The organism is Streptococcus sp. 2021WUSS109 (assembly GCF_044427305.1).
Lineage (GTDB): Bacteria > Bacillota > Bacilli > Lactobacillales > Streptococcaceae > Streptococcus > Streptococcus suis.
Map to the genome: position 1 here is coordinate 104,752 of NZ_JAOTGF010000002.1, position 22,134 is coordinate 126,885.

The window sequence follows — 22,134 nt, forward strand, 5'->3', positions numbered from 1 at the left end:
TCCAAGAAAAATGGAGCAAGGTAAGACCGAAACAGAATGTCGATCCCTTGCTCCATGAAGAACTAATAGTGCAATTTATAATAAAGGTGAAATAATTCGCAGTAGGGCTCCTCCCAAACGCTTATACCAAGAGTACGTTTTATGGAAGGTTAGAAGGTTAATTTGCTGTGATTTTTTGAAAGAATGAGTAAAGTCATCCTTAATAGCTGCCAAAACTGCCGAATGATTGTAAATATAGAGACCACATTCAAAATTAAGATAAAAAGAGCGAAAATCCATATTCACCGTACCAACAGTAGCTTTCTTATCATCGACCAAAACAACTTTGGAATGGACAAATCCAGGCTGGAATTCAAAGATTTCAATTCCTGCTTCCAAGTAAGTAGGAAAATCAGTACGGGCAGCCAAATAGGCTGATTTTTTATCATAGATATGCGGGAGCAGAATGCGAACCTCGACTCCACGCTTCGCAGCATAAGTCAAATTATCAATCATTTCATCATCCAACACTAAGTAGGGTGTCATGATATAAATATAATCCGTTGCCGACTGAATCATGTCTAGGCAGACTCGTTTGGCTACCTCATCTCCATCAAATGGATTCTCGCCATACGGAAGGAAGAAACCTTCAGCATCAACGGTTTCCGTCTCTAAATCTTTATGCGTTTTGAGATATTTTAGATCATCTGTCTCTGTCTTTTCATTGTAATTCCACATTTGAAGGAACATCAATGTAAAGTTTGCAACAGCTTCTCCCCTAATCATAATCGCCGCGTCTTTCCAGTAACCAAAACGCACTTTCTTGTTGATGTATTCATCTGCGATATTAATGCCACCAGTAAAGGCAACCTTTCCATCAATAATCGCAATTTTTCTATGGTCACGGTTATTTTGCACCGTAGATAAGGCTGGGATAATTTGAGAAAATACTTTGGCTTTTATCCCATATTTTCTCAAGGTTTTATAGTAATTATAGGGAAGATTGGTCAGTGAATTCATCCCATCATACATAAAACGAACTTCCACTCCTTGCGCTGCCTTTTCCTTCAAAATGTCAAGGATGGAATCCCACATATATCCCATATCGACAATAAAGTACTCCATGAAAATATACTGCTCTGCCTTTTTCAATTCTTCTAGTAGAGCTTCAAATTTTTCCTGACCTGTCGAAAAATAGACGGCATCCGTATTGGTATGAATTGGGTAGCCAACGTACTCACTCATGAAGTGAGCTAATTTCAGTTGCTCCTTATCTTCCCGCTCTAATGCCTTCATGACCTTTTCAGACGTCTTACTATACTCCCGAAGTCTTTGTGCTTGCTTATGAAAATTTTTACGATAGCGTTTGGTTTCGATGTTGGACTGCAAAATAAAATAGAATAGAGCACCAAAAATCGGAATACCAATGACAAAAACAATCCAGGTTAACTTAAAACTGGTATTCATCGGTCTATTGATGATTGAAATAGCTACAAAAATCGAAAAAATTTGCAAAACAATCAATAGAGCAGGCATATAGGTAGCTGCCGAACCTACCAACCATAGAATAAGGAAAATGGTTAGAACGATCAAACTAATGACGATAAAGGTCCGACTGTATATAATTTTCCAAAGTTTTTCCATACATCTCTCCCTTATTTTTTTACCATTATAACAGATTTTAGTTCATTATCCTACTCAAAATAAATAGTCTTTATGATCCGATATTTCTGAATATTTTAAATATATAAACATATTCAATTCATATTGTAAAGACATATATTTTTTGATAAGATAGGCATGAAATAACCCGTTTTAATTTACTACCCCGTACACATTATCAAAAGGAGGAAGTTCGTATGAAACTTTCATATAAGAAAAGGCTGTTGAATCAAGTCCTGCTTGCCTCAACAGTTCTTTTAGCTGCATCTCTCGCTCAGGGAACGGTCTTCGCAAATACAGAGGAGATGCCAACTACTGCTAGTAAAACAGTGACTCCACTGCCTGAAGAGACTCCTATCATGGAAACTAGCACAAGCGAAGCTACAGATAATCTTGCAGAAGGGAAGGAGATAGAAAAACAAACTGAAGAAATAGCAGATACTTCTCCTACACCTGTTTCCACAGGAGAAGATACAACATCTTCCGAGCCCAATGCCGAGGAAACTACGCTCAGATTAGCTAATAATGATAATCAGGATACTACAGAAGAAAAATCTGCCGTACCGACTATTGATACAATTACACTCGAAACAAAAACTGTCTATCTATCGGAAGCAGTCACTATCACAGAATCCGTCACTCTTCCAGATACGACTGAAAAAATAGAATGGACATTGGATGGAAAGCCTATTTCCGAATGGAAAACCTGGAATTTGAAAGAGGGAGATTTCACAGGCGATACATTTATCACTGTAGAAGAAAGCAGACAGGATAACCAACTTCATTTGAATATCCAGCTCGCAGCTCTCTTTGGAGAAGATTTGAGTAAACGGACACCGAGTAATATTCGCCGTACCTATCGACATTTTATAAAAGATATGCTGTTGGAAGGTACTAGTGCCGATGGAAACCTGACCATTTCAAAAACTCTTCATTTCCGTCCTTATGAAGCCTACCGTACACATGAGGAAATGTTGACAGAGATTGAGGAAACTAAAGATAATGCTGCGACCGACCGCTTAGTAAGGATTGAGTCAATTGGTCAATCAGCTGAAGGTAGAGATATAAAAATGGCTGTTGTGGCTAAAGATCAAGCAAGTATTGATAAATATCTTACTGAAACAACGCCACTCATGCTGACCCAACCTGACCAGATGCTGAAAGAGTTGCAAGCTGGAACTTTCGACTATAAATTACCTATTCTCATCAACAACACTCATGCTGATGAACAACCCGGCATAGATGTGGTAACTAGCCTATTCAAAGAATTTGCACAAAAAGATACCATCACCTTCCCATCTACAGATGCCGATGGAAATCCTGTTACTCTTCATTTAAAAGTGACAGATTTGTTAGATAAATTTATCTTCTTGTTCAATTTCACAGAAAATCCTGATGGCGATGTTAAAAACTTGCGTTCACTAGTAAATGGTTTGGACCCTAACCGTGATACTGGTTTCCAAGTGAATCCAGAAACACAAGCCATCGTCCGTCAAATCCACAAATGGAATCCAATATCTGTTTTAGATATTCATGGTTTTGTATCTGGATTTCTCATCGAGCCTGCCACTCCGCCACATGACCCGAACTTTGAATATGATTTACTAGCCGATATTATGCTGGAAAAAGCTCATGAAATGGGCCGAGCAGGTATTGCAAATTCTAAATATGAACGCTACACCATCCCTAAAGTCCACTGGGGAAATGGGTGGGACGATTCCTTCTCAGGCTATACAGCAGTATATGCAATGTACCACGGTATTCTTGGACATACGATTGAAATTCCAGAAGGAAATCAAGAATCATTCAAGGCTGGATTCTTTGCTGTTTTGGGCGGTGTTCACAATATGGCAACCAAGCCAGACAGTCTCATGGAAATGCGTCTCAAATACTATTCTCGCGGCGTCAATAAGATAGAAGATCCAAAAGCAGAGTCTGAATTAGTCGGACCAGACGGAGCTGTTGTTGGACGTCTCAAAAAAGACCAGCCAAAATTCTTCCCAGACTACTATGTGATTCCTATGACGCTCGATAAACACAATGATATGCAAGAAGCCTTTAAGATGATTGAATATTTCAATCGTAATGGGGTTGTTGTCAAGGAATTAACTGAAGATGTTGGAAACTTCCGCAAGGGCGACCTAGTTGTCGATATGGCTCAAGCCAAACGAGGATTCGCTAACCATGTCCTCTACGCTGGTTCTGATGAATCTGCTTGGGGAGCCATGTATGCTGAATTGGTGGTCAACTTCCCTGATATGAAAGGCTTTAGTGCCAAGGCTGTATTTGAAGAAAACGCCTTTAGCGGCAAATTAGGTAGCATCACATGGACAAAAGCTCCACGTACTATGGAAATTGATTTCAAAGCGCCTTACTATGTCGTTGCAAACACATCTGAAAGCGCCGTTCAGGCCATTAATCAAGCCATCAAATCAGGTGCTAAGGTCTACCTTACAGACGATGGCTACATCATGGAAACTAACCAATTTAGTCACTTACTGGACACCTATGCTCTATACGGCGAGCCTCTCTATAAGAAGCCTCTTGGACAAGAATTGAAAGCAATGAAGGTGTACGCTCCTTCTCACTCTTATAGTTGGGCAGGCGACTTTGCCATTCTTGCAAATGCTGCACTTGCGGTAGAACGAATGGGCTTTGAAATTGTCAATAGCGCAGATGAGGCTGATGCTATCATTCTCGAATCAGACCAATTCGATGCCAGTGTATTTGGTAAGAAACCAATTATCATCGTAGGTGGTGTCGCCATGCAAAAACTGGAGGAATTAGGAATCTTAGCAGGTTTCAATGCGGAACAATTTACAGATGGTGGTGACTATGAAGGTCTCATGCGGGCTATTATTGATGATAAAGATCCATTAACAAGTGGCTACGCCATGAATGGACTTTTCTATTCCAACTCCGGTAATTGGATTGAAGGTATTCCTGAAGGATTTAAAACGCTTGTTAAAATAGCTGACAAAGATTATTATATCGCAGGTTGGTGGCCTGGTCATGACAAATTAGCCAATAAAATTGTCGCCATCGCTGGAAATTATCAAGACCAACCTGTCTTTATCTATGCAGGTAATCCAACAAACAAGGTCCACCCTGTTCACTTCTTCCGTTGGGTGTCCAACGCCCTATTTGGTAGTCAATTAGCAACCTTAGAAGACTTACCAGCTGTAGAAATTCTTGTACCACAACCTGAAATGCCAAAAAATATTTTGGATGAGGCGCCAAAAACTGCTATAGTAGTACATACCACCAAGTCTACCGATGCAAAACAACTACCTCAAACAGGTGAAAAAACAAACTATATCGCTATCGCATTAGGTAGCCTACTTCTGGGCAGTATCGCCTTACGTAGAAAAGAGCGTAGCTAGTCTACACGAAAACGCCGAGTTTTATTTCGGCGTTTTTCTATTTCAAATTAAATACTGTACTGGCCAAGTAGTCTGCTATTCTCGGAAAGAGAGTATAGAGTTTATGAGCAGCTGCTAGTGACCAAGGCAAATTGATGTCTCGTTTTTTCGTCCCCATAGCCGAAACAATCTTCTTGGCAACATAGTCTGGTTGCAGCAAGAAAGCCTTGACGCTCTCTTGATAGCTTCCATCCGGGTCAGCCTGATCGAAAAAGCTGGTTGCGATTGGACCTGGGTTAACAGTTGTAACTGTCACACCATACTGGGCTAATTCCAAGCGAATGGTATTGGAAAAACCCATAGCTGCAAACTTGGTTGCCGAATAAACGGATGACTTGCTTGAAGCAATCAAGCCTGACATGGAAATGATATTGATAATCTGCCCGCTCCGTCTAGCTTTCATCCGTTTACCCACTAAACGGCACATGGTCATCAGAGCAAAAGTATTGATGTCAAACATAGCTTGCACCTGCTGGCTGGAAAAATTCTCAAAATCATCGTAAATGGCATAGCCTGCATTATTGACTAAAATATCAATCTGACCAAACTGACTATCCAGTTCATCGAAAAATGCCGTCAGAGCTATTTCATCTCGGATGTCTACATCAAAGACAGCCTTTTTTTCATGGTAAGCATAGAGCTGCTCAATTTTTGCCACATCACGACCTAGTAAAATCAAAAAATCATCTTTCAGCAATGGCACCATTTCCTGTACCAAGCCACCAGAGGCACCTGTGATTAGAATGGTTCTCATAGCTCAATTTCCTCTAAATCCTTGACAATATGAACCTGCTCGAAAATAGTACTTGCATCTTTCCGTAATTGACTAATATCCTTGGATAAAAATCGTGGACTGATATGATTAAGCAAGAGCTGCTTGACACCAGCATCCTTGGCAACCTGAGCGGCTTCCATATTGGTCGAATGCCCGTGCTTGCGAGCGATCTTCTCATCGCCTTTTCCGTAAGTCGCCTCATGCACCAGCACATCAGCATTGACAGCCAGACGGACACTGGCATAACACTTGCGCGTATCACCAAGAATGGTCACTACCTTACCAGGCCGAGGAGGAGAAATATAGTCACTCGCGATAATTTCAGTCCCATCTTCTAGCGTCACGTTTTGACCATTTTTGATTTTTCCAAAGAGGGGACCAAATGGTACACCTGCCGCGCGCAGAGCCTCTGCATCCAGTGTCCCTTCCAAATCTTTCTGGATGACACGATAGCCGACACAAGGAATGGTATGGTCCAGCTTTTCAGCGAATACCGTGAATTTGTCCGTTTCTAGGACCTGACCTACCGTCTCCACATCAAACTCATGAAAATGAATACGATAAGGTAGGCGTGTCCCTGATACTTTCAGACTGGACAAAACAAATGAACGAATGCCAACAGGTCCATAAATATCAATATCCGTCTGTTCCTCACTTGACTGGAAAGAACGGCTAGACAAAAAACCTGGCAGTCCAAAAATATGGTCTCCGTGCAGGTGAGTGATAAAGATTTTTGCGACCTTACGCGGACGGATAGTCGTTTCTAAAATTTGATTTTGAGTTCCTTCGCCACAGTCAAATAGCCAAACCTGATTGATTTCATCCAAGAGTTTCAAGGCCAAACTGGATACATTTCGAGCCTTGGAGGGCTGACCAGCCCCCGTACCTAAAAATTGAATTTGCATTGTTTACTTTCTAATGTTTTATATATAAAATTGCAGAGCGACCCGACCAGACATAGTAATACTGACCAGCATAGCCGTCCGCCACTTCCCGCACTTCTTCCTGATTAAAGCCTGAAATCTTGACCAAACCTTTCGCTGTCGCCACTTGGGTCAAAAGGTAGTCTGTTTCAACTTCCTCTAACTCGGCTTCCTCAAAGGGATTGACTTTCATGAAAATCTTGTCCTCCTCCACAAAGACGGCATAGTGTGGAAAGACTTGGGCGATTTCAAAGAGCAAGCTATCCGTCACTTCCTCTACTCCTTCCGAAAAAACCTGAGCCAGACCGTCCGCCGACACATAGGCAAATCCGAAAGACTTACCAGATAAATTCAGGCGGACAAAGGGCTTGTCTTCAGCAAAGCTGGGTTCTTTTGGAAAAAGGCTCAGCTGCTGAGATAGAGTGAGATAGTAGTCCGTCGCCTCTTCTGCTCCTTGTTTCTGGTAGATTTCCGCAAAATAAGCATTGATAACCGAAGGCGGTGGCGTGATAAAATCTAGTTTTTGTTGGTCAGTCAAATCAGCTAATTTCTTAGCCAGATAGACCTTGTCCAGACTGGTAAAGCCACCGTATTTGATTGCCAAATCAAGATAATCCGTCATAAAATTCTTCCAACTTCCATTTATTGCTGGAAGCGATATAGCCTGATACCACTTCCACATCCTCTTCGTAGGTCCGATTTTCTATCAGAGCTAGAGTAGCTAAATCGTGCAACTTGTAAGCTTCAGCTAGTGGGACCCTGACCTCAAACCGTTCAAACATGGTCTTAATCTTGGCCAAGACCATCATCTGAATATGGCCTTTGGCATTTTCATCCTTAGCAGACAACATGACATGAGGAAACTGACTAGGGGTAAAGTTGTCATCGGTCTTGTCCAACTTGTTGTAGAGAGCTAGACGTGGAATATCCAGCATATCCAGGTCTTTCAAAATATCCAAGACTACCTGCTCCTGCTCGCTGTGATTGGGGTCAGAAGCATCGATGACATGGAGCAAGAGGTCCACATTCATAGACTCCTCCAAGGTGGACTTGAAGGCAGAAATCAACTCAGTCGGCAGGTCCTGAATGAAACCAACCGTATCAGTCAGTGTCACGTTGAACTTGTCAGCCAAGTTAATCTGCTTGGTCGTGGCATCAAGTGTCGCAAAGAGTTCGTCCGCCTCGTACTGTCGCTTGTCGGTCATGGCATTCATAATGGTGGATTTACCAGCATTGGTATAGCCAATCAAGCCAATCTTGAACACGCCTGATTGCAGACGGCGTTCACGGACAGTCGCTCGGTTCTTCTCCACCGTTTTGAGCTGGCGTTCGATGTCGTGAATCTGGTTGCGAATGCTTCGACGGTTGAGCTCCAACTGGCTTTCACCTGGTCCACGAGAACCGATACCACCCGCCTGACGGCTGAGCATGATACCTTGTCCAACCAAGCGTGGCAACATGTACTTGAGCTGGGCCAAGTGGACCTGTAGTTTTCCCTCGTGGCTCCGTGCTCGCATGGCAAAAATATCCAAAATCAACTGCATACGATCAATGACCTTAACCCCCAGAATCTCCTCCAAATTGACATTCTGACGGGGCGTCAGTCGGTTATTGACAATGACCGTATCAATCTCGTCAGCTTCGACCATCTGGGAAATTTCTTCTAGTTTCCCTGAGCCGACAAAGGTCTTGCTGTCGTATTTTTCACGTTTTTGAGTGTAGACTCCCTTGACAAGAGCGCCAGCCGTCTTTGCCAGGCTTGCCAACTCCTCCATGGACATGTCAAAATTATCTGTTTGCTGTAGTTCCACTCCGACCAGGAGGGCGCGTTCTTGTTCTTTCTGTGTTTCAATCATTTAAAAATTCCTCCACGGCGGTGAAAATCTGCAACTTGTAATCTGGCTCGCCTACTGAATAAAAGGGAACCTGCATCCGATTTCTGAACCAGGTCAATTGGCGTTTGGCGAAGCGGCGGCTATTTTGCTTGACCTTTTCAATTGCTTCTTCTAGGCTGATTTGACCTGCAAAGTAGGGGAAAAACTCCTTGTAGCCAATTCCCATAGCAGCTTGGGCTTCTGGGTGTTCTTGGTAGAGCCAGCCAACTTCATCTAGTAAGCCCACCGCCATCATCTTATCCACTCGCTGATTGATGCGGTCGTAAAGAACCTGTCTGTCATCCGTCAGGCAGATGTAAAGAGGCTCATATTCTGACTCTGTATTTTCTAAGTTTTTGCCAAATTTTTTCAACTCTAACCCACGAATGATTCTCCGTCGGCTGTTTCCCTCGACCATCAAATCTGCCTGCTCTGCCATTGCTTCCAAAACCTCGTCAGACAAGCAGTCGAGTTCCGCCCGATAAGTCAGAACTTGCTCTTGGTCAACTTGACCGCCCAGATGGTAGCCTTCCAACAGACTTTGGATATAAAGGCCTGTCCCACCCACAATAATAGACAGCTTACCACGACTAGTAATGTCTGCAATTAAAGCCTTGGCTTCTGCTACAAATTCATAAGCCGAATAGCCCTGGGTCACATCCCGGACATCAATCAGGTGATGAACCGCAGCAGCCTGCTCTTCTGGGCTAGCCTTTGCCGTACCAATATCCAGTTTTCGATAGACTTGCTGGCTATCACCGCTGATAATTTCTCCCTTGTAGCGCTGGGCCAATTCAATTCCTAAAGCAGTTTTTCCTACCGCAGTTGGTCCAATGACCACAATAACTTTAGTTTTCATCTTTTTCCTTGAAAATATTTTGTTTTTTCGCTAAAATCTATTATAACACAAGTAAAGGAGAAATAACTATGGCTAAAGGTTTTGGTAAAGGTTTCTTGACAGGTGTTCTTTCTACAGTTGCTCTTGCAGCAGGCGCAGTCTTCACTGTTCACAAAACAATCATTGAACCAGAAGAAAAGAAAGAAGCCTTCATTGAGGAAAATCGTAAAAAAGCTGCTCGTAAACGTGTAGCACATTAAAAAGCTGGCAGGAGTCCAGCTTTTTTGTTTGACAAAAAATCCCTTAGAAGCTCTGCCATTTTCACAGAAAAATGCCAGCCTTCTTAAGGGATTATACTTTATAAAATAATATCTTCTCTTTCAATGAGAACAATAGTCCACATCATGGCAAGTGTGACGATAGCCAGAGCAAAAATCAATGGCATCCAGTTTCCGAAGATTGGATAGCTATAACCGAGAAGGCCTGGTCCAAATGCTGCAATGAGATAGCCACCTGTCTGCACCATTCCTGATAGCTGAGCAGTAGCCTGGCTGTTGCTTGTTTTCAAAGTAAAACTCAACATCATATAAGGGAAGAGCGCTGCATTTGAAAAACTTAAAATAATGTGAAGTGCTGACCAAAGAATGAGGTTGGTCGGAATCAATGCCATCATAGCCAAGCCAAGCAAGGTAACAGATGAAATAGCCAGCATGATATTTCGACGCATTTCTTTTGTCTGACGGGAAAGAACAGCTGGGATAATCATTGACATGGGAATAGCTGTCATATTAAAGAAACCAGCCATTAGACCTGCTTCTGCCTTACTAAAGCCAACTGATTGAGAAATAGTTGGCAACCAGGTAATCTCTGTATAGTAGAGGACTGATTGTAGCCCACCAAATATCAAAAAGGCAATCGCTGCTTTATTTTTCCAGATAGATGATTTCTGTTTTCCTTGGTTCTCACTTGCAAATCGATGGTTATTTTTTACATTAGGCAACCAGATTAGGAAAGCCATAAACACCAATCCTGTAATTAATAGAATAAAAAATTCCCAAGAACTAGAGGATACAATTGGAACAGCAATCATGGATGCAACTGTTGCCGCCACCCCCATGAGAGTGATATAAATCGTCGTATACAGACCAATTTTCTTTGGAAAATTAGCCGCAACCAAACTTGGTAGCAAAACATTAATAAACGCTATTGTAGCACCAACAAGCATAGTACCAATGTAAAGGGCTGGTAAGTTGAGAACTCGCATCCCTGAACCAAGCACCATGACCAGTAAGACCAGGGCCATTAGTTTTTCCATGCCAAACTTAGCCGCAAGACGCGGTGCTAAGGATGAACAGAGAGCAAACATGATGAGCGGAATAGAGGTTAAAATTCCTAATGAACTCACTTCTACTCCCAGTCCTGCTGCCACATCTGTCAAAATAGCAGGTAAAGCTGTAAAGGGGGCACGCATCACGACCCCTAGCATGACGATTCCTGCAATTATAAAGGGTGATTGTTTTTTCATTTTTCTCCTAAGTCTCCTAATGTTCGGATTTCAGCACTTTTGATTATACCATAGTTGACAAATGATAGAAAGTTATTTCCGTCTATTTTTTTCTAGTTATAGTTTTTAACTATGGATTTGCCATGAAAATAACTATTTTTCAAATGATAGCTTATGAGTTAGAATAGGTTCATCACTAAAACGAAAGAAAGAGAGAGAGACATATATGACAACTTCAAGATTCCAATTAGTCGGTTCACTTCTTCGACCAGCAAACTTAGGAGAATTTAAACGTAAAATTGAGCATCGTGACAATATCCAATACCCATTCTACGACGCCTTTGATGGCTATCAAGAAACTGAAGCTGCAACTATCGAAGCGATTGTCGCTGAACAAAAAGCAAATGGTATTGATATTGTAACAGACGGTGAGTTTTCAAAATCAATGTGGCATCTTGACTTTGTCTGGGGCTTCGATGGTATCGAGCGTTACATTGCTGAGCATGGTTATCCTTTTAAAGACCATGATGGACAAATTTTTGAAACACGTAAGGATATTGGATTACGTATCACCGGTCCTCTTTCAGCAAAAAATCACCATTTCATTGACATTTATAAAAAAGTTAAAGAACTAGCTGGTGAAACTGATACAAAGTTAACTGTATGGGGACCTGCCCATGCCTTTACCGAGCTTGTTCTCTTCAATGGTCAAGTCGGTCCAGACCAAGTTTATAAAACACGTGAGGATTTGAAAGAAGGTTTATTGGCTGCCTATAGAGAATTTTTAGATCAGTACAAGGAAGCTGGTGGACAAATCGTTCAATTTGATGACTGCCTTTGGGAATTATTCGACCCTGCTAACCCTGCACCTTTCTTGCCACAAGACGATTCTGAAGCATTGGCTGCCTTGGCTGACGAGTTTGTTGCTATCAATAATGCTGTTATTGATTACGGACATGAAATTGGCTTGACCGTCTGGACGCACAACTGCCGTGGTAACTATGAAAGTCGATCAGCAGCTGGCGGAACTTACGAAGCTATTGCTGAAAAATTCCTGCGTGACCAAAAATACGATCGATTCTTCCTTGAGTGGGATGATGAATGTGCAGGTGATTTAAAAGCTTTGGAAAGCTTGCGTGATAAGAATGTCGAAGTCGTTCTTGGTCTACTTTCAAGTAAAACTTCTGATTTGGATGATGAAGAGCGTGTTTACAAATTACTCGAGGAAGCAAGCAAGATTATTCCAAAAGAGCGTCTCTACTTGTCACATCAATGTGGATTCGCTTCATGTGATTCAGGTAATGAATTGGCCATCCCGCAACAGTGGGTAAAAATTAAACAAGGCCAAGAAATTGCAGAGAAGTTTTGGTCTTAAGCCACTTCTTGTTATTCGTGCATAAAAGCCCTGTCATCAATCAATGTCTCTAAGTTAACTCTGATTAGTTAATCTATGATATCTAATCCCAAGTATTTTTCCGATGTAATACTTGGGATTTTTATGTTCAGATAACACAAAAGGAGGCTTTTTGTATAGTCTACAGGTTTATCACAATTGGCCACGAGGGTTTCATACTTATCGGTGCCGAACATGCGAAAAGAAAGTGAGTAAAACTCGATTTCATGCTGCTTTTCCCATCTCGAATCCGAATCAGATAGAACCAGCCTCTTTATTGGTAACAATCCATAAAGTTATAGGTTTTATGACCTCTATCCGCTACAATGAGGGCTGGTTCGAAAATGGCGTTGAAATTTAATCTCTAATCCAACTAACTGGAAGTACTAGCAATATTTGCATAGATTTATCTGATACCTTAGACAAAGCAACATTGTGACAATGCTTCAAGGGAGTCGGGCAATAGGCTTTGTATAACTTGTGACAAATAGTTGATATTTGCTGTACGATGTGATTTTACGATATGCTGTAAGTCGCTCATTTGGACTAAACTCCTGTTTGTTTCGTCACTTACAGTATCGTCCATTTGGGCTTTTATTGTATATAAAATGTAACTAGCATCACAATTCTTTTATATATCAGCCAATGAAACAACTACTCTTCACCATTGTATTTCCGACTAGGCTCCCAAATCGTTTCAAAACTTGCTCGACCGTCCCCAGCCAGTGCCTCCTGCTCGTAAGCGTTAATAATCTGGGCAACAACTGGGTGACGAACCACATCCTTGGCTGAAAAATGCACGAAATCAATCTGCGGTATTTTACTCAACTTCTCCGTCGCATCAATTAAGCCTGACTTAACCTTGCGTGGCAGGTCAATCTGGCTAATGTCCCCATTGACAATCATCTTGGAATTAAAGCCCAGACGGGTTAGGAACATCTTCATCTGCATAATGGTGGTGTTTTGTGCCTCATCCAAGATGACAAAGGCATCTTCCAAAGTCCGACCACGCATATAGGCCAGCGGTGCAATTTCGATAATCTCGCGCTCCATTAGGCGCGTGGTCTGCTCCTTGCCCAAAATCTGGTAGAGGGCATCATAGACAGGACGCAAATAGGGGTCTACTTTTTCTTTTAAGTCCCCTGGTAAAAAGCCTAAACTTTCGCCTGCCTCGACCGCAGGACGGGTCAGGACAATGCGTTTGACCTGTCCCCGCTTGAGGGCTGTTACAGCTAGAGTAACCGCCAAGAAGGTCTTACCTGTACCAGCAGGACCGATTCCAAACACGATGTCATGACGCTTTACGCTGTCCACGTAGAGTTTTTGTCCAAGAGTCTTTACGCGAATGGGTTTGCCATAGTTGTCCTTGATAATCTCTTCTTCATAGAGGGCAACGAATTTCTCTATCTCATCATTTTTTGCCATGGAAATAGCTGTGACCACATCTGGTGTATTGATAACCAAACCACGACTCACCAAGACAAGGAGAGACTGGATAACAAGACGTGCCTGTTCTACATGTTCTTCCTGTCCAATCACCTGCACTTTTTCCGTACGAGCATGAATAACCACACCTAGTTCCTGTTCCATCAATCTCAGATGGCGTTCATTCGAACCAAATAGGCTAAACGAATCATCTGGATGCTTGAGTTGAATATCAATTGAATGTTCTAGCAAGAGTTGCTCCTTTTCCTGTGCTTTTCTCTATTATAACAAAAATAGCCCAAACAAGGCTATTTTGTACTATTTTATCCATCAATGTCCCAAATAATCTTCCCAAATCGCATCAAAATCAGACATGGAAAAGGCAAAGCTGGCCGATTCCTCCAAAAAACGACTGACTTCATCGAAATTATCTGATTGCTTAGGAAAATCAGATTCATCAAAGGCATAATCTGCTAAGATAGCTACTGGTTCATTACTTTTCGGGTTGCGCTGGGTCATCAACCAAGAATAAAAACTTCTTCTCACTACATCTACTTTCTATGATTTTTTTCGTAGAGCTCTATATAGCGCTCCATAGACATCTTACTAACCAATTCCCCAATCAATTCATAAGGAATATTCTTGGGATTTTTCATACGAACACAGGACTTGCCCATATCCAGTTTGGTAGGCACCTGTGCTTGATAAGCAGCAACGAACCAATCATTCAATTCTTGGTCCATATAGATTCCCATGTGGTAGAGGGCGATGTGTGCCTTTTGTGATGCCAAGGAAAGGAATGGCAGGGGCTCTCCCGGTGTGCAATGATAACCATCGGGGTAGGCAGCAAGCGGCACATAATAGTTAATCATACCTCCCAAGATGCCTACTTCAAAACCAGCTGGTAACTGTTCCACAATCACTTGATGGAGTCGTTCAACTGCTTCCTTCCGATTTTCAGGCAAGGCAGCCATATATTCTTCAATCGTGTCCACTTCAATCAGCATGACTTTCTCCTATCTCAACCCCAACATACTTTCCTTGGCATGAATCATATCTGTTATCATCTGACAGTATGGCGTAGGAATACCTGCACGTTTGCCCTTAAAAACAACTGCTCCATTCAGATAATCAATTTCTGTCTTTCGACCGTGTTGGACCAAGTCCTGGTGCATAGATGGATAGTGATTGGAAGCCTTCTTCGAAGCATCAATAACATATTTCCAAATAGCTTCTTCGTCAATTCCATCTGCCTCAGACTTAGCAACAGCAATAAATTCTTTGAAAATCCCCTGTACTAGATTCAGTCCAGCCTCCGTACCAAATAATTCACCAATTGTACAGTCTAAAATGGTACAAGTTGGATTCATCACACCATTGACACAGGCTTTCTGCCAAATGGCGCTGACAACATGATTGTCATAGGTCACATTTAGCCCAGCTTCATTCAGCATTTCAATAATATCCGCAACTGATTGCTCATCACCAAGAATATGCTGAACGGAGATAGAACCCGGACCTTCTAAATGAGCATGTCCAGGACCCTTTAGTCCCGCCAACCACATGGTCACTCCAACCATGATACTTTCATCTGGCACGTACCGACGCATGGTCGTCGCATGCCCCAAACCATTCAAGAGACTTAAAACCTTGGTAGTTGGACCGATAATCGGTTTAATATCCCGCAACATCTTTGGCAACTGATCAGCCTTTGTCAGTAGAATGATAAAATCTGCTTCTCTCGTTGCTTCGGTCGGTTTCATGATGGGCAGCTGTATCGTTTCCTCTACATCTCCAGTCACTTTCAAGCCGTTTTCTCGAATCGCTTCGATATGCTCTTCCCAATTATCCAGCAAAATCACTTCATGATTTGTCTTAGACAATTGATAACCAAACCGACACCCCATTGCTCCACTACCAGCAATATATACTAGCATAGACGCCCCCTATACCAACTCTGTTCCAAAAGAATCCTGTTTAATTTTTCCAGCCTTCATCAAACCACCTAGAGCTTTTTTGAATTGCCCTTTGGAAATACCAAAGATGGCCTTGATGTCTTCCGGAGCAGACTTATCATTCAAGGTCATGAAACCTCCATTGCTTTCCAGATAAGTCAATATCATCTGAGCATCATTTTCCAGCATCTCAAATGAACGTGGCTTGAGAGACAAGTTCAAGGTCCGATCAACTGCACGGTAGCCGATGACACGCGCCTCCAAAACCTGACCCAGACGTGGTTCCGCAAATCGTTCACTTGGGTGGATAAAACCAAGCATGTTGTTGTCTGGCAAATAAACAAAAGTACCATTCATTTTCAAACGATAGACAATCGCTCGCAGATTTTGATTTTGCATATTATCATAAGCAGGTCCAGCCATTTTCTGAAAATCTTCTTGAAAAGCTGGCAGAGCCCAAATACGGTCCTTCTTATCGACGTCTAATTTGACGTACAACTGATCCCCTTTTTTCGGCCAGAGTTCCTTGATTTCAGGCAAAATGTCCAAGGAAACAACCACTTGCTTGTCTGGTAGACCTGTATCCACAAAGACACCCAAATCCTTACGTACCTCTGTGACAGTTCCCCAACCAAAGCTGGTACGACTCGCCCCAACTTCCTTAGTTGTCAAACGGAGTTTTTGTTTCATATCGGTATAGGCAAATCCCTTAACAGATTGACCTAGACTATGTTCTCCTTCATCCTTAGAAAGAGCAAAGGTTCTACCCTCTTTTTGGACAAAGTAAAACTGATCATTTTCGTCAGTCACTAAGCCAACGATATACTGTGCTAATAAATCATTCATGATTTTCTTCTTTCTGATTAAAAAAGGGGGAGTCTGTCTAACTCCCCTCCATTAGATTTCTTATTGATACACCACTGGAAGTTAGACAGACCGGTGATGATCTGTTGTTATAGCCTAAAAACGTGTTGATTAAACTTCCAACAATTCTTTTTCTTTGTCGGCAGTCATTTTATCAATTGTTTTGATAGCATCATCTGTTACTTTTTGAATATCTTTTTCAAGTGACTTCAATTCGTCTTCAGTGATTTCTTTTGCTTTTTCAGCTTTTTTGGCTTCATCCATGGCATCACGACGGATATTACGGATAGCAACTTTTGAATTTTCGCCAACTTTTTTCACATCCTTCGCCAAGTTCTTACGAGTTTCCTCTGTAAGGGCAGGAATAACCAAACGGATAACAGTACCATCAGATTGAGGCGTCAAACCAAGATCTGAAGCGTTCAAAGCACGCTCAATATCCTTCAAGATTGACTTATCAAATGGAGTAATCAATAGAACACGCGCTTCTGGCACTGTAATACCAGCCAACTGGTTCAATGGCGTTGGAGAACCGTAGTACTCAACTGAAATACGGTCCAACAAACTAGCATTGGCACGGCCAGCACGAATGTGGCTGAATTCACGTGCCAAACTCTGATGAGATTGGTTCATGCGCTCTTGCGCTTTAGCAATAATTTCTTTAGACATAAGACTTCCTTCTTTGTATTTTTTATAGTCTTTTAGTTTACTTTTAGTACTAGGCAACGAGCCACAGGCATAACTGAAGTTAGGCAAGGCGAATTAACGAAGTAATAAAAGAAAAACTAAATGACGATATGATTTATTTTTCTTCTGAAGAATTTGAAACGGTAGTACCGATTGGCTCACCGAAGACAACACGTTTAATATTTCCTGGTTCATTCATATTGAACACGACCAAATCAATATCATTGTCCATTGAGAGAGTTGATGCTGTCGCATCCATGATTTTCAAACCACGACTAATCACTTCACGGTGGGTCAATTCATTGAATTTAACTGCATTAGCATCTTTCTTCGGATCAGCATTGTAGACGCCATCCACACCATTTTTAGCCATCAAAATCGCATCTGCTTCAATTTCTGCAGCACGAAGAGCTGCTGTCGTATCCGTTGAGAAGTACGGAGAACCAATACCAGCTCCAAAAATAACAATGCGACCTTTTTCAAGATGACGAAGAGCACGACCACGAATATAAGGCTCTGCAACTGACTGCATCGCAATCGCTGTCTGCACACGTGTATCCACACCAAGCTGTTTAAGGGAATCAGCCATTACAAGAGCATTCATAACAGTCCCCAACATGCCTGTATAGTCTGCTTGAACTCGATCCATACCCGCTTCAGCAGCAGGTTCTCCACGCCAAAGGTTACCACCACCAATAACAAGGGCAATCTGAATACCTGATTCTGCGACTTCCTGAATTTCCTTTGCCATTTCCTGAACAGTTTTAAGGTCAATACCGACACCACGTTCACCAGCCAAGGCCTCACCAGATAGTTTGATTAGAATACGTTCGTATTTAGGTTTCATCATCTCTCTCCTCTTTTTTATCCCTACTATTCTACCACAAAAACCGTTTTTTTTATACTGAAATCTCCAAGAAAAAAGGAAAATCCTCAACGAACTTTCCTTCTCACATTCTAAAACGCCTCTTTTTCCCAGCTTTTCAATAGTAGAAAATAGAGATTTTTAAAACAAACTAGCCTAGGCGCAATTTCCTACGTAAACTCTGAGCCCGACTTCCAATTAAACGATCTAGCTGACGAGTCTTCAAGGTCAAGATGACAAAGACAAGCATACCTGCTCCACCTGCAACAACCAAGTGGATAAAGCTAGATACATAGCCATTTGCTGGAAGGATAAGATTCAGGACAAATTCAATCCCCCATACAATGAGTCCCATTACGATAGAAATCCAACTAATGGTCGCAATATCTTTTATCACTAGTCTTTCATCAATATGCAGAACCTTGTCAATTCGTCTATAGAAGAGGTACAGCATAATTCCCAACCCAAATATCGTTGAGATAAAGCTACCATATACCTTAAAGACATAGATCATTGGTACTTGTAAAACGATTTTCACTAGCATCCCAATCAAGAAATAATAAATGGCTCTTCTATTTTCAAATATCGCTTGAATGACCACACTAATGACAGAATATAGTCCCAGAGGTAAAATTAAAAATAAGTTCCAAATGAATAGAGTAATGGCGATAGGCTCTGACGGTCCGTAAAAAATCGTATAGAGTGGCCCAGCTAACAGGACTGTTCCAACAATTGCCGGTATAGTGAATATAAAGAGTAACTGTAGATTATCCGCCACTAAATGAGACGCCGCCTTCAAATCTTTCTTGACAAATTTCTCTGTAATCAATGGAATAGCAACACTTCCCAAACTCAGTGAAATCCCGATAATCATCATCGTAATCTTACTTGGATTGGCAGCCATATATGAATAAAGTTCCAAAAGTTCCGAATTACTGTAATCCGTAATTCTTTCCATAACACGAATAAAGGTGACTTGGTCAATAAACTGCAATAATTGAATCGTTAGACCTAAAATGATAATTGGAATCGCATCTCGAACAGTTTCCTTAATAAGTTGACCTGTATCCAAAGAAATCTTTTGTTTCTTAGCATGAAGCAACTTACCAAGGTAACCTTGCTTCCATAAAGTATAAACTAAAATCCCAACACTAGCAATCATCCCGACAAAAGCTGCAAAGGTAGATTGGACAACTGCTTCAAGATAGTCACCGCTACCCAACTTCATAATCATAAATGTTGCTGCCAGTATCCAGATAACCCGTACCAGCTGCTCTGCAAGCTGGCTGATCGCATAGGGCTTCATATCGTGCCGACCTTGGAAAAAACCACGCAAGATACTCATGGCTGGGAAGATAAAGAGAGGCGGGACTAGACTATACATGACTGGAAGTAACTTTTCCTTCGACCCCGATGCGTCTGCCAACCACGGAGCACTTAGATACATGACCCCTGCAAAGACAGCTCCAAAGACCAACATGAGCTTGAAGAATTCTCTGACCAAGTAAAGCGACACCTCTTCTTTACCCAAGACATTGTATTTAGCTACTTGTTTAGCAATAGCTGTCGGAAGACCAGCTGTTGAAATCAATAAGAAGTTGGCATAGATTTGATACCCCATACTAAAGAGGGCATTGGCTTCAGCTCGATATTCCCCTAACCAAATATACCAGGGAATAACATAGGCAACACCAAGCAGGCGACTAAGAATATTTCCAGCAGTCAACCAAGCCAAGCCTCTGGCCATTGTCGCCTGTTCTTTGGACTGCTGCATTTCAACTTTTTCGGACATTTTTCTATTACTTTCTATGTAAATATAAGACAGGAAAAACTCATACTCTTCGAAAATCAAAATCAGACGTTGTTGACTTGATTTGGTGAACTTCAGTTCTATCTGCATCTACGTCGCCTAGTCTAATTCTGATTTTCATTGAGTATCAATTATTAATTTCTATTTTTGGATTTTCACAAAGTCTAACTCTTTCATTATAAACTTTTATCATACCAAAGTAAAAGAAAAACCCACCCATAAGGTGGGCAAGTCAATTAATTATCAATTGAATGATATTTCACTGTCAACCCTCGTTGTACAGCTGGGCGCTGAGCTATTTTCTCTACCCAGGTCTTTAGATGCTTGTAAGAATCAACATCTAAAAATTCTGCCGAACCTGGATATAGTTCTCCTTGCACCAAGCGACCATACCAAGACCAAATAGCAATATCTGCGATGGTATAGGTATTTCCAGCTATATATTCTCTTGTCGCCAATAGCTGATCCAAGAGATCCAGCTGACGCTTAGTTTCCATTGTATAGCGATTAATCGGATATTCTTGCGCTGTCGGAGCGTAATGGAAGAAATGTCCAAATCCTCCACCAACAAATGGAGCGGCGCCAGTTTGCCAGAAGAGCCAATTAAGAACCTCTGTCCGCTCTGCCCAAGCTTTTGGTAGGAAGGCCTCAAACTTTTCTGCCAAGTAGAGGAGAATATTGGCTGATTCAAAGACCGAAATCGGTTCTTGCTCGGAATAATCTACCATAGCTGGTATTTTGGAGTTGGGGTTGATGGCAACAAAATCGGAGCCAAATTGGTCTCCTTGACCGATATTGATGAGAAAGAGGTCATATTCAGCTTCTGAAATACCTAACTCTTTCAACTCCTCCAACATAATAGCAACCTTAATGCCATTCGGCGTCCCCAATGAATAGACTTGGAAAGACTTCTCTCCTTTTGGTAAAGCTTGCTCAAAACGACTACCTGCTGTTGGACGGTTGCCAGATCGGTTGTCATTTTCATCTTCCCACTTCCAAACGAGTGGTTTTGTATATTCTGTCATGTTTTCTCCTATTTTACCTTTCCTGGAAAAAGACTAGCATAGCGATAATGGTTTTGAACCTCTTGAAGGTAATGGGCTAGTTGCACCAATTCCTTAGGCGATCGGCAAGTCAGAGCTGTTAACTCTGCATTGATAAAGCGACTTAAGTGTCCTGCCAGTATATAGAGATTTTCCTCCTTGTCCAGCTGACCTGCCACCTCCAATATTTTTTCACGCAGGGCTTCTGAAAATGCTTCCTGCGGAAGGTTGTAGGCTGCAGAAAGGTATTTATAAAGCTCTTCTTTCTCTGCTACTTTCATCGGATAACTCCTTTTATGTAAATTGAATATAGTATAAATCGAAATTAAGTGCTTGTCAAGAAAATCTCAAAAAAAAGATTGCCCTAAGACAATCTTTCTATTGATTAAAGTGAGTTAGGATCAACTTTGATACCAACACCTTGTGTTGTTGTAATAGATACTGAAGTCATGTAAGTACCTTTAGCTGTAGCTGGTTTAGCTTTAGCCATTACATCGTGGAAAGCTTTGAAGTTTTCAACGAGTTTGTCAGCGTCAAATGATACTTTACCGATAAGAGCTTGTACGATACCTGCTTTGTCAGCACGGTAAGTGATTTTACCACCTTTAGACTCTTCAACTGCTTTAGCAACATCCATTGTTACTGTACCAGTTTTAGGGTTTGGCATCAAGTTACGTGGACCAAGTACACGACCAAGACGTCCAACAACAGCCATCATATCTGGAGTTGCGATAACAACGTCGAAGTCCAACCAACCACCGTTGATTTTAGCAACGAGGTCGTCTTCACCAACAAAGTCTGCACCAGCAGCTTTTGCTTCTTCTGCTTTAGCACCACGTGCGAAAACAAGAACGCGTGAAGTTTTACCAGTACCATTTGGCAATACCATTGCACCACGGATTTGTTGGTCTGCTTTACGTACGTCGATGTTCAAGTTGTAAGCAACTTCAACTGACGCATCAAATTTAGCGAAGTTAGTTTCTTTTGCAAGAGCAACAGCTTCCTCTACGCTGTAAAGTTTTGTGCTGTCGATTTTTTCAAGAGCAGCACGCAAGTTTTTGCTTTTTTTAGCCATGTTATATGTCTCCTTGTAATCAGATAATCTTGGGCGCTAC

General features: G+C 41.7%; 20 protein-coding genes and 2 pseudogenes. 3 read left to right on the forward strand and 19 right to left on the reverse strand.

Going from position 1 to position 22,134, the window contains the following annotated elements:
- Nucleotides 1-75: 75 nt before the first annotated feature.
- Nucleotides 76-1,623: a cardiolipin synthase gene (gene cls, locus ODU37_RS01420; protein WP_105159164.1), complete on the reverse strand. Its 1,548-nt coding sequence runs from the start codon at nt 1,621-1,623 to the stop codon at nt 76-78.
- A 215-nt stretch (nt 1,624-1,838) separates the two neighbouring features.
- On the opposite strand from cls, the gene ODU37_RS01425 reads away from it, so the two are divergent.
- Nucleotides 1,839-5,024, forward strand: a complete 3,186-nt coding sequence (locus tag ODU37_RS01425; protein WP_398580404.1) for a M14 family zinc carboxypeptidase — start codon at nt 1,839-1,841, stop codon at nt 5,022-5,024.
- A 37-nt stretch (nt 5,025-5,061) separates the two neighbouring features.
- Here the strand turns inward: ODU37_RS01425 and ODU37_RS01430 are convergent, their stop codons facing one another.
- The 6 genes and pseudogenes from ODU37_RS01430 to miaA form a co-directional block, all read right to left on the reverse strand.
- The gene (locus ODU37_RS01430) at nt 5,062-5,817 is read right to left on the reverse strand and encodes an SDR family oxidoreductase (protein ID WP_024382566.1); all 756 of its coding nucleotides are present in this window, start codon (nt 5,815-5,817) and stop codon (nt 5,062-5,064) included.
- Nucleotides 5,814-6,743, reverse strand: coding sequence for a ribonuclease Z (gene rnz, locus ODU37_RS01435; RefSeq protein WP_398580405.1), 930 nt, complete (start codon nt 6,741-6,743; stop codon nt 5,814-5,816). The genes ODU37_RS01430 and rnz overlap by 4 nt, the downstream gene beginning before the upstream one ends.
- A 10-nt stretch (nt 6,744-6,753) precedes the next feature.
- Nucleotides 6,754-7,383 carry a cystathionine beta-lyase gene (locus ODU37_RS01440; protein ID WP_249562257.1) on the reverse strand — a complete coding sequence of 210 codons (630 nt, stop codon included), beginning with the start codon at nt 7,381-7,383 and terminating at the stop codon, nt 6,754-6,756.
- Nucleotides 7,367-7,513 (reverse strand): annotated as a pseudogene (locus ODU37_RS01445) (GTPase HflX); the annotation flags it as partial. The gene ODU37_RS01440 and the pseudogene ODU37_RS01445, both read right to left, overlap by 17 nt.
- A gap of 74 nt (nt 7,514-7,587) precedes the next feature.
- A pseudogene (hflX, locus tag ODU37_RS01450) lies at nt 7,588-8,617 on the reverse strand (GTPase HflX); the annotation flags it as partial.
- Entirely contained in the window at nt 8,610-9,494 is an 885-nt protein-coding gene (gene miaA, locus ODU37_RS01455) for a tRNA (adenosine(37)-N6)-dimethylallyltransferase MiaA (protein ID WP_249562258.1), read from the reverse strand. The pseudogene hflX and the gene miaA, both read right to left, overlap by 8 nt.
- Before the next feature lie 68 nt (nt 9,495-9,562).
- On the opposite strand from miaA, the gene ODU37_RS01460 reads away from it, so the two are divergent.
- Nucleotides 9,563-9,733 (forward strand): DUF3042 family protein, encoded by a 171-nt coding sequence (locus ODU37_RS01460; protein WP_012775205.1) that lies wholly within the window; start codon nt 9,563-9,565, stop codon nt 9,731-9,733.
- A gap of 98 nt (nt 9,734-9,831) precedes the next feature.
- Here the strand turns inward: ODU37_RS01460 and ODU37_RS01465 are convergent, their stop codons facing one another.
- On the reverse strand, nt 9,832-10,998 hold the full coding sequence (locus ODU37_RS01465; RefSeq protein WP_249562259.1) for an MFS transporter: 1,167 nt from the start codon (nt 10,996-10,998) through the stop codon (nt 9,832-9,834).
- Nucleotides 10,999-11,203: 205 nt separating this feature from the next.
- Between ODU37_RS01465 and ODU37_RS01470 the strand changes: the two genes are divergently transcribed.
- Complete coding sequence (locus ODU37_RS01470) at nt 11,204-12,352, forward strand: cobalamin-independent methionine synthase II family protein (RefSeq protein WP_249562260.1); 1,149 nt, start codon at nt 11,204-11,206, stop codon at nt 12,350-12,352.
- Between the two features lie 672 nt (nt 12,353-13,024).
- Here ODU37_RS01470 and ODU37_RS01475 read toward each other — a convergent pair.
- From ODU37_RS01475 to rplA, 11 genes are all read right to left on the reverse strand, one after another.
- Nucleotides 13,025-14,047, reverse strand: a complete 1,023-nt coding sequence (locus ODU37_RS01475; RefSeq protein ID WP_105159161.1) for a PhoH family protein — start codon at nt 14,045-14,047, stop codon at nt 13,025-13,027.
- 78 nt (nt 14,048-14,125) lie between these two features.
- Entirely contained in the window at nt 14,126-14,341 is a 216-nt protein-coding gene (locus ODU37_RS01480; protein ID WP_009910192.1) for a YozE family protein, read from the reverse strand.
- A 5-nt stretch (nt 14,342-14,346) separates the two neighbouring features.
- A complete protein-coding gene (locus ODU37_RS01485; protein WP_105159160.1) occupies nt 14,347-14,802 on the reverse strand; it encodes a DUF1801 domain-containing protein in 456 nt (151 codons plus the stop codon).
- 9 nt (nt 14,803-14,811) lie between these two features.
- Nucleotides 14,812-15,732 (reverse strand): 2-dehydropantoate 2-reductase, encoded by a 921-nt coding sequence (locus tag ODU37_RS01490; protein WP_105159159.1) that lies wholly within the window; start codon nt 15,730-15,732, stop codon nt 14,812-14,814.
- 9 nt (nt 15,733-15,741) lie between these two features.
- The gene (cvfB, locus tag ODU37_RS01495; protein ID WP_105121806.1) at nt 15,742-16,596 is read right to left on the reverse strand and encodes an RNA-binding virulence regulatory protein CvfB; all 855 of its coding nucleotides are present in this window, start codon (nt 16,594-16,596) and stop codon (nt 15,742-15,744) included.
- Nucleotides 16,597-16,725: 129 nt separating this feature from the next.
- Complete coding sequence (frr, locus tag ODU37_RS01500; RefSeq protein WP_024384951.1) at nt 16,726-17,283, reverse strand: ribosome recycling factor; 558 nt, start codon at nt 17,281-17,283, stop codon at nt 16,726-16,728.
- Nucleotides 17,284-17,416: 133 nt separating this feature from the next.
- The gene (pyrH, locus tag ODU37_RS01505; RefSeq protein WP_015445263.1) at nt 17,417-18,151 is read right to left on the reverse strand and encodes a UMP kinase; all 735 of its coding nucleotides are present in this window, start codon (nt 18,149-18,151) and stop codon (nt 17,417-17,419) included.
- Nucleotides 18,152-18,317: 166 nt separating this feature from the next.
- Nucleotides 18,318-19,958 carry a polysaccharide biosynthesis protein gene (locus ODU37_RS01510; protein WP_099878351.1) on the reverse strand — a complete coding sequence of 547 codons (1,641 nt, stop codon included), beginning with the start codon at nt 19,956-19,958 and terminating at the stop codon, nt 18,318-18,320.
- Between the two features lie 254 nt (nt 19,959-20,212).
- Nucleotides 20,213-21,001, reverse strand: a complete 789-nt coding sequence (gene yghU, locus ODU37_RS01515; protein WP_105143608.1) for a glutathione-dependent disulfide-bond oxidoreductase — start codon at nt 20,999-21,001, stop codon at nt 20,213-20,215.
- A gap of 8 nt (nt 21,002-21,009) precedes the next feature.
- Nucleotides 21,010-21,300, reverse strand: a complete 291-nt coding sequence (locus ODU37_RS01520; protein WP_024385634.1) for a hypothetical protein — start codon at nt 21,298-21,300, stop codon at nt 21,010-21,012.
- Between the two features lie 104 nt (nt 21,301-21,404).
- Entirely contained in the window at nt 21,405-22,094 is a 690-nt protein-coding gene (gene rplA, locus ODU37_RS01525; protein ID WP_004194879.1) for a 50S ribosomal protein L1, read from the reverse strand.
- Between the last annotated feature and the right edge of the window lie 40 nt (nt 22,095-22,134).

Coding starts and splice junctions, on each gene's coding strand:
- cls (WP_105159164.1), bottom strand. CDS start 1,623: ATGGAAAAACTTTGGAAAATTATATACAGTCGGACCTTTATCGTCATT.
- ODU37_RS01425 (WP_398580404.1), top strand. CDS start 1,839: ATGAAACTTTCATATAAGAAAAGGCTGTTGAATCAAGTCCTGCTTGCC.
- ODU37_RS01430 (WP_024382566.1), bottom strand. CDS start 5,817: ATGAGAACCATTCTAATCACAGGTGCCTCTGGTGGCTTGGTACAGGAA.
- rnz (WP_398580405.1), bottom strand. CDS start 6,743: ATGCAAATTCAATTTTTAGGTACGGGGGCTGGTCAGCCCTCCAAGGCT.
- ODU37_RS01440 (WP_249562257.1), bottom strand. CDS start 7,383: ATGACGGATTATCTTGATTTGGCAATCAAATACGGTGGCTTTACCAGT.
- miaA (WP_249562258.1), bottom strand. CDS start 9,494: ATGAAAACTAAAGTTATTGTGGTCATTGGACCAACTGCGGTAGGAAAA.
- ODU37_RS01460 (WP_012775205.1), top strand. CDS start 9,563: ATGGCTAAAGGTTTTGGTAAAGGTTTCTTGACAGGTGTTCTTTCTACA.
- ODU37_RS01465 (WP_249562259.1), bottom strand. CDS start 10,998: ATGAAAAAACAATCACCCTTTATAATTGCAGGAATCGTCATGCTAGGG.
- ODU37_RS01470 (WP_249562260.1), top strand. CDS start 11,204: ATGACAACTTCAAGATTCCAATTAGTCGGTTCACTTCTTCGACCAGCA.
- ODU37_RS01485 (WP_105159160.1), bottom strand. CDS start 14,802: ATGCTGATTGAAGTGGACACGATTGAAGAATATATGGCTGCCTTGCCT.
- ODU37_RS01490 (WP_105159159.1), bottom strand. CDS start 15,732: ATGCTAGTATATATTGCTGGTAGTGGAGCAATGGGGTGTCGGTTTGGT.
- cvfB (WP_105121806.1), bottom strand. CDS start 16,596: ATGAATGATTTATTAGCACAGTATATCGTTGGCTTAGTGACTGACGAA.
- frr (WP_024384951.1), bottom strand. CDS start 17,283: ATGTCTAAAGAAATTATTGCTAAAGCGCAAGAGCGCATGAACCAATCT.
- pyrH (WP_015445263.1), bottom strand. CDS start 18,151: ATGATGAAACCTAAATACGAACGTATTCTAATCAAACTATCTGGTGAG.
- ODU37_RS01510 (WP_099878351.1), bottom strand. CDS start 19,958: ATGTCCGAAAAAGTTGAAATGCAGCAGTCCAAAGAACAGGCGACAATG.
- yghU (WP_105143608.1), bottom strand. CDS start 21,001: ATGACAGAATATACAAAACCACTCGTTTGGAAGTGGGAAGATGAAAAT.
- ODU37_RS01520 (WP_024385634.1), bottom strand. CDS start 21,300: ATGAAAGTAGCAGAGAAAGAAGAGCTTTATAAATACCTTTCTGCAGCC.
- rplA (WP_004194879.1), bottom strand. CDS start 22,094: ATGGCTAAAAAAAGCAAAAACTTGCGTGCTGCTCTTGAAAAAATCGAC.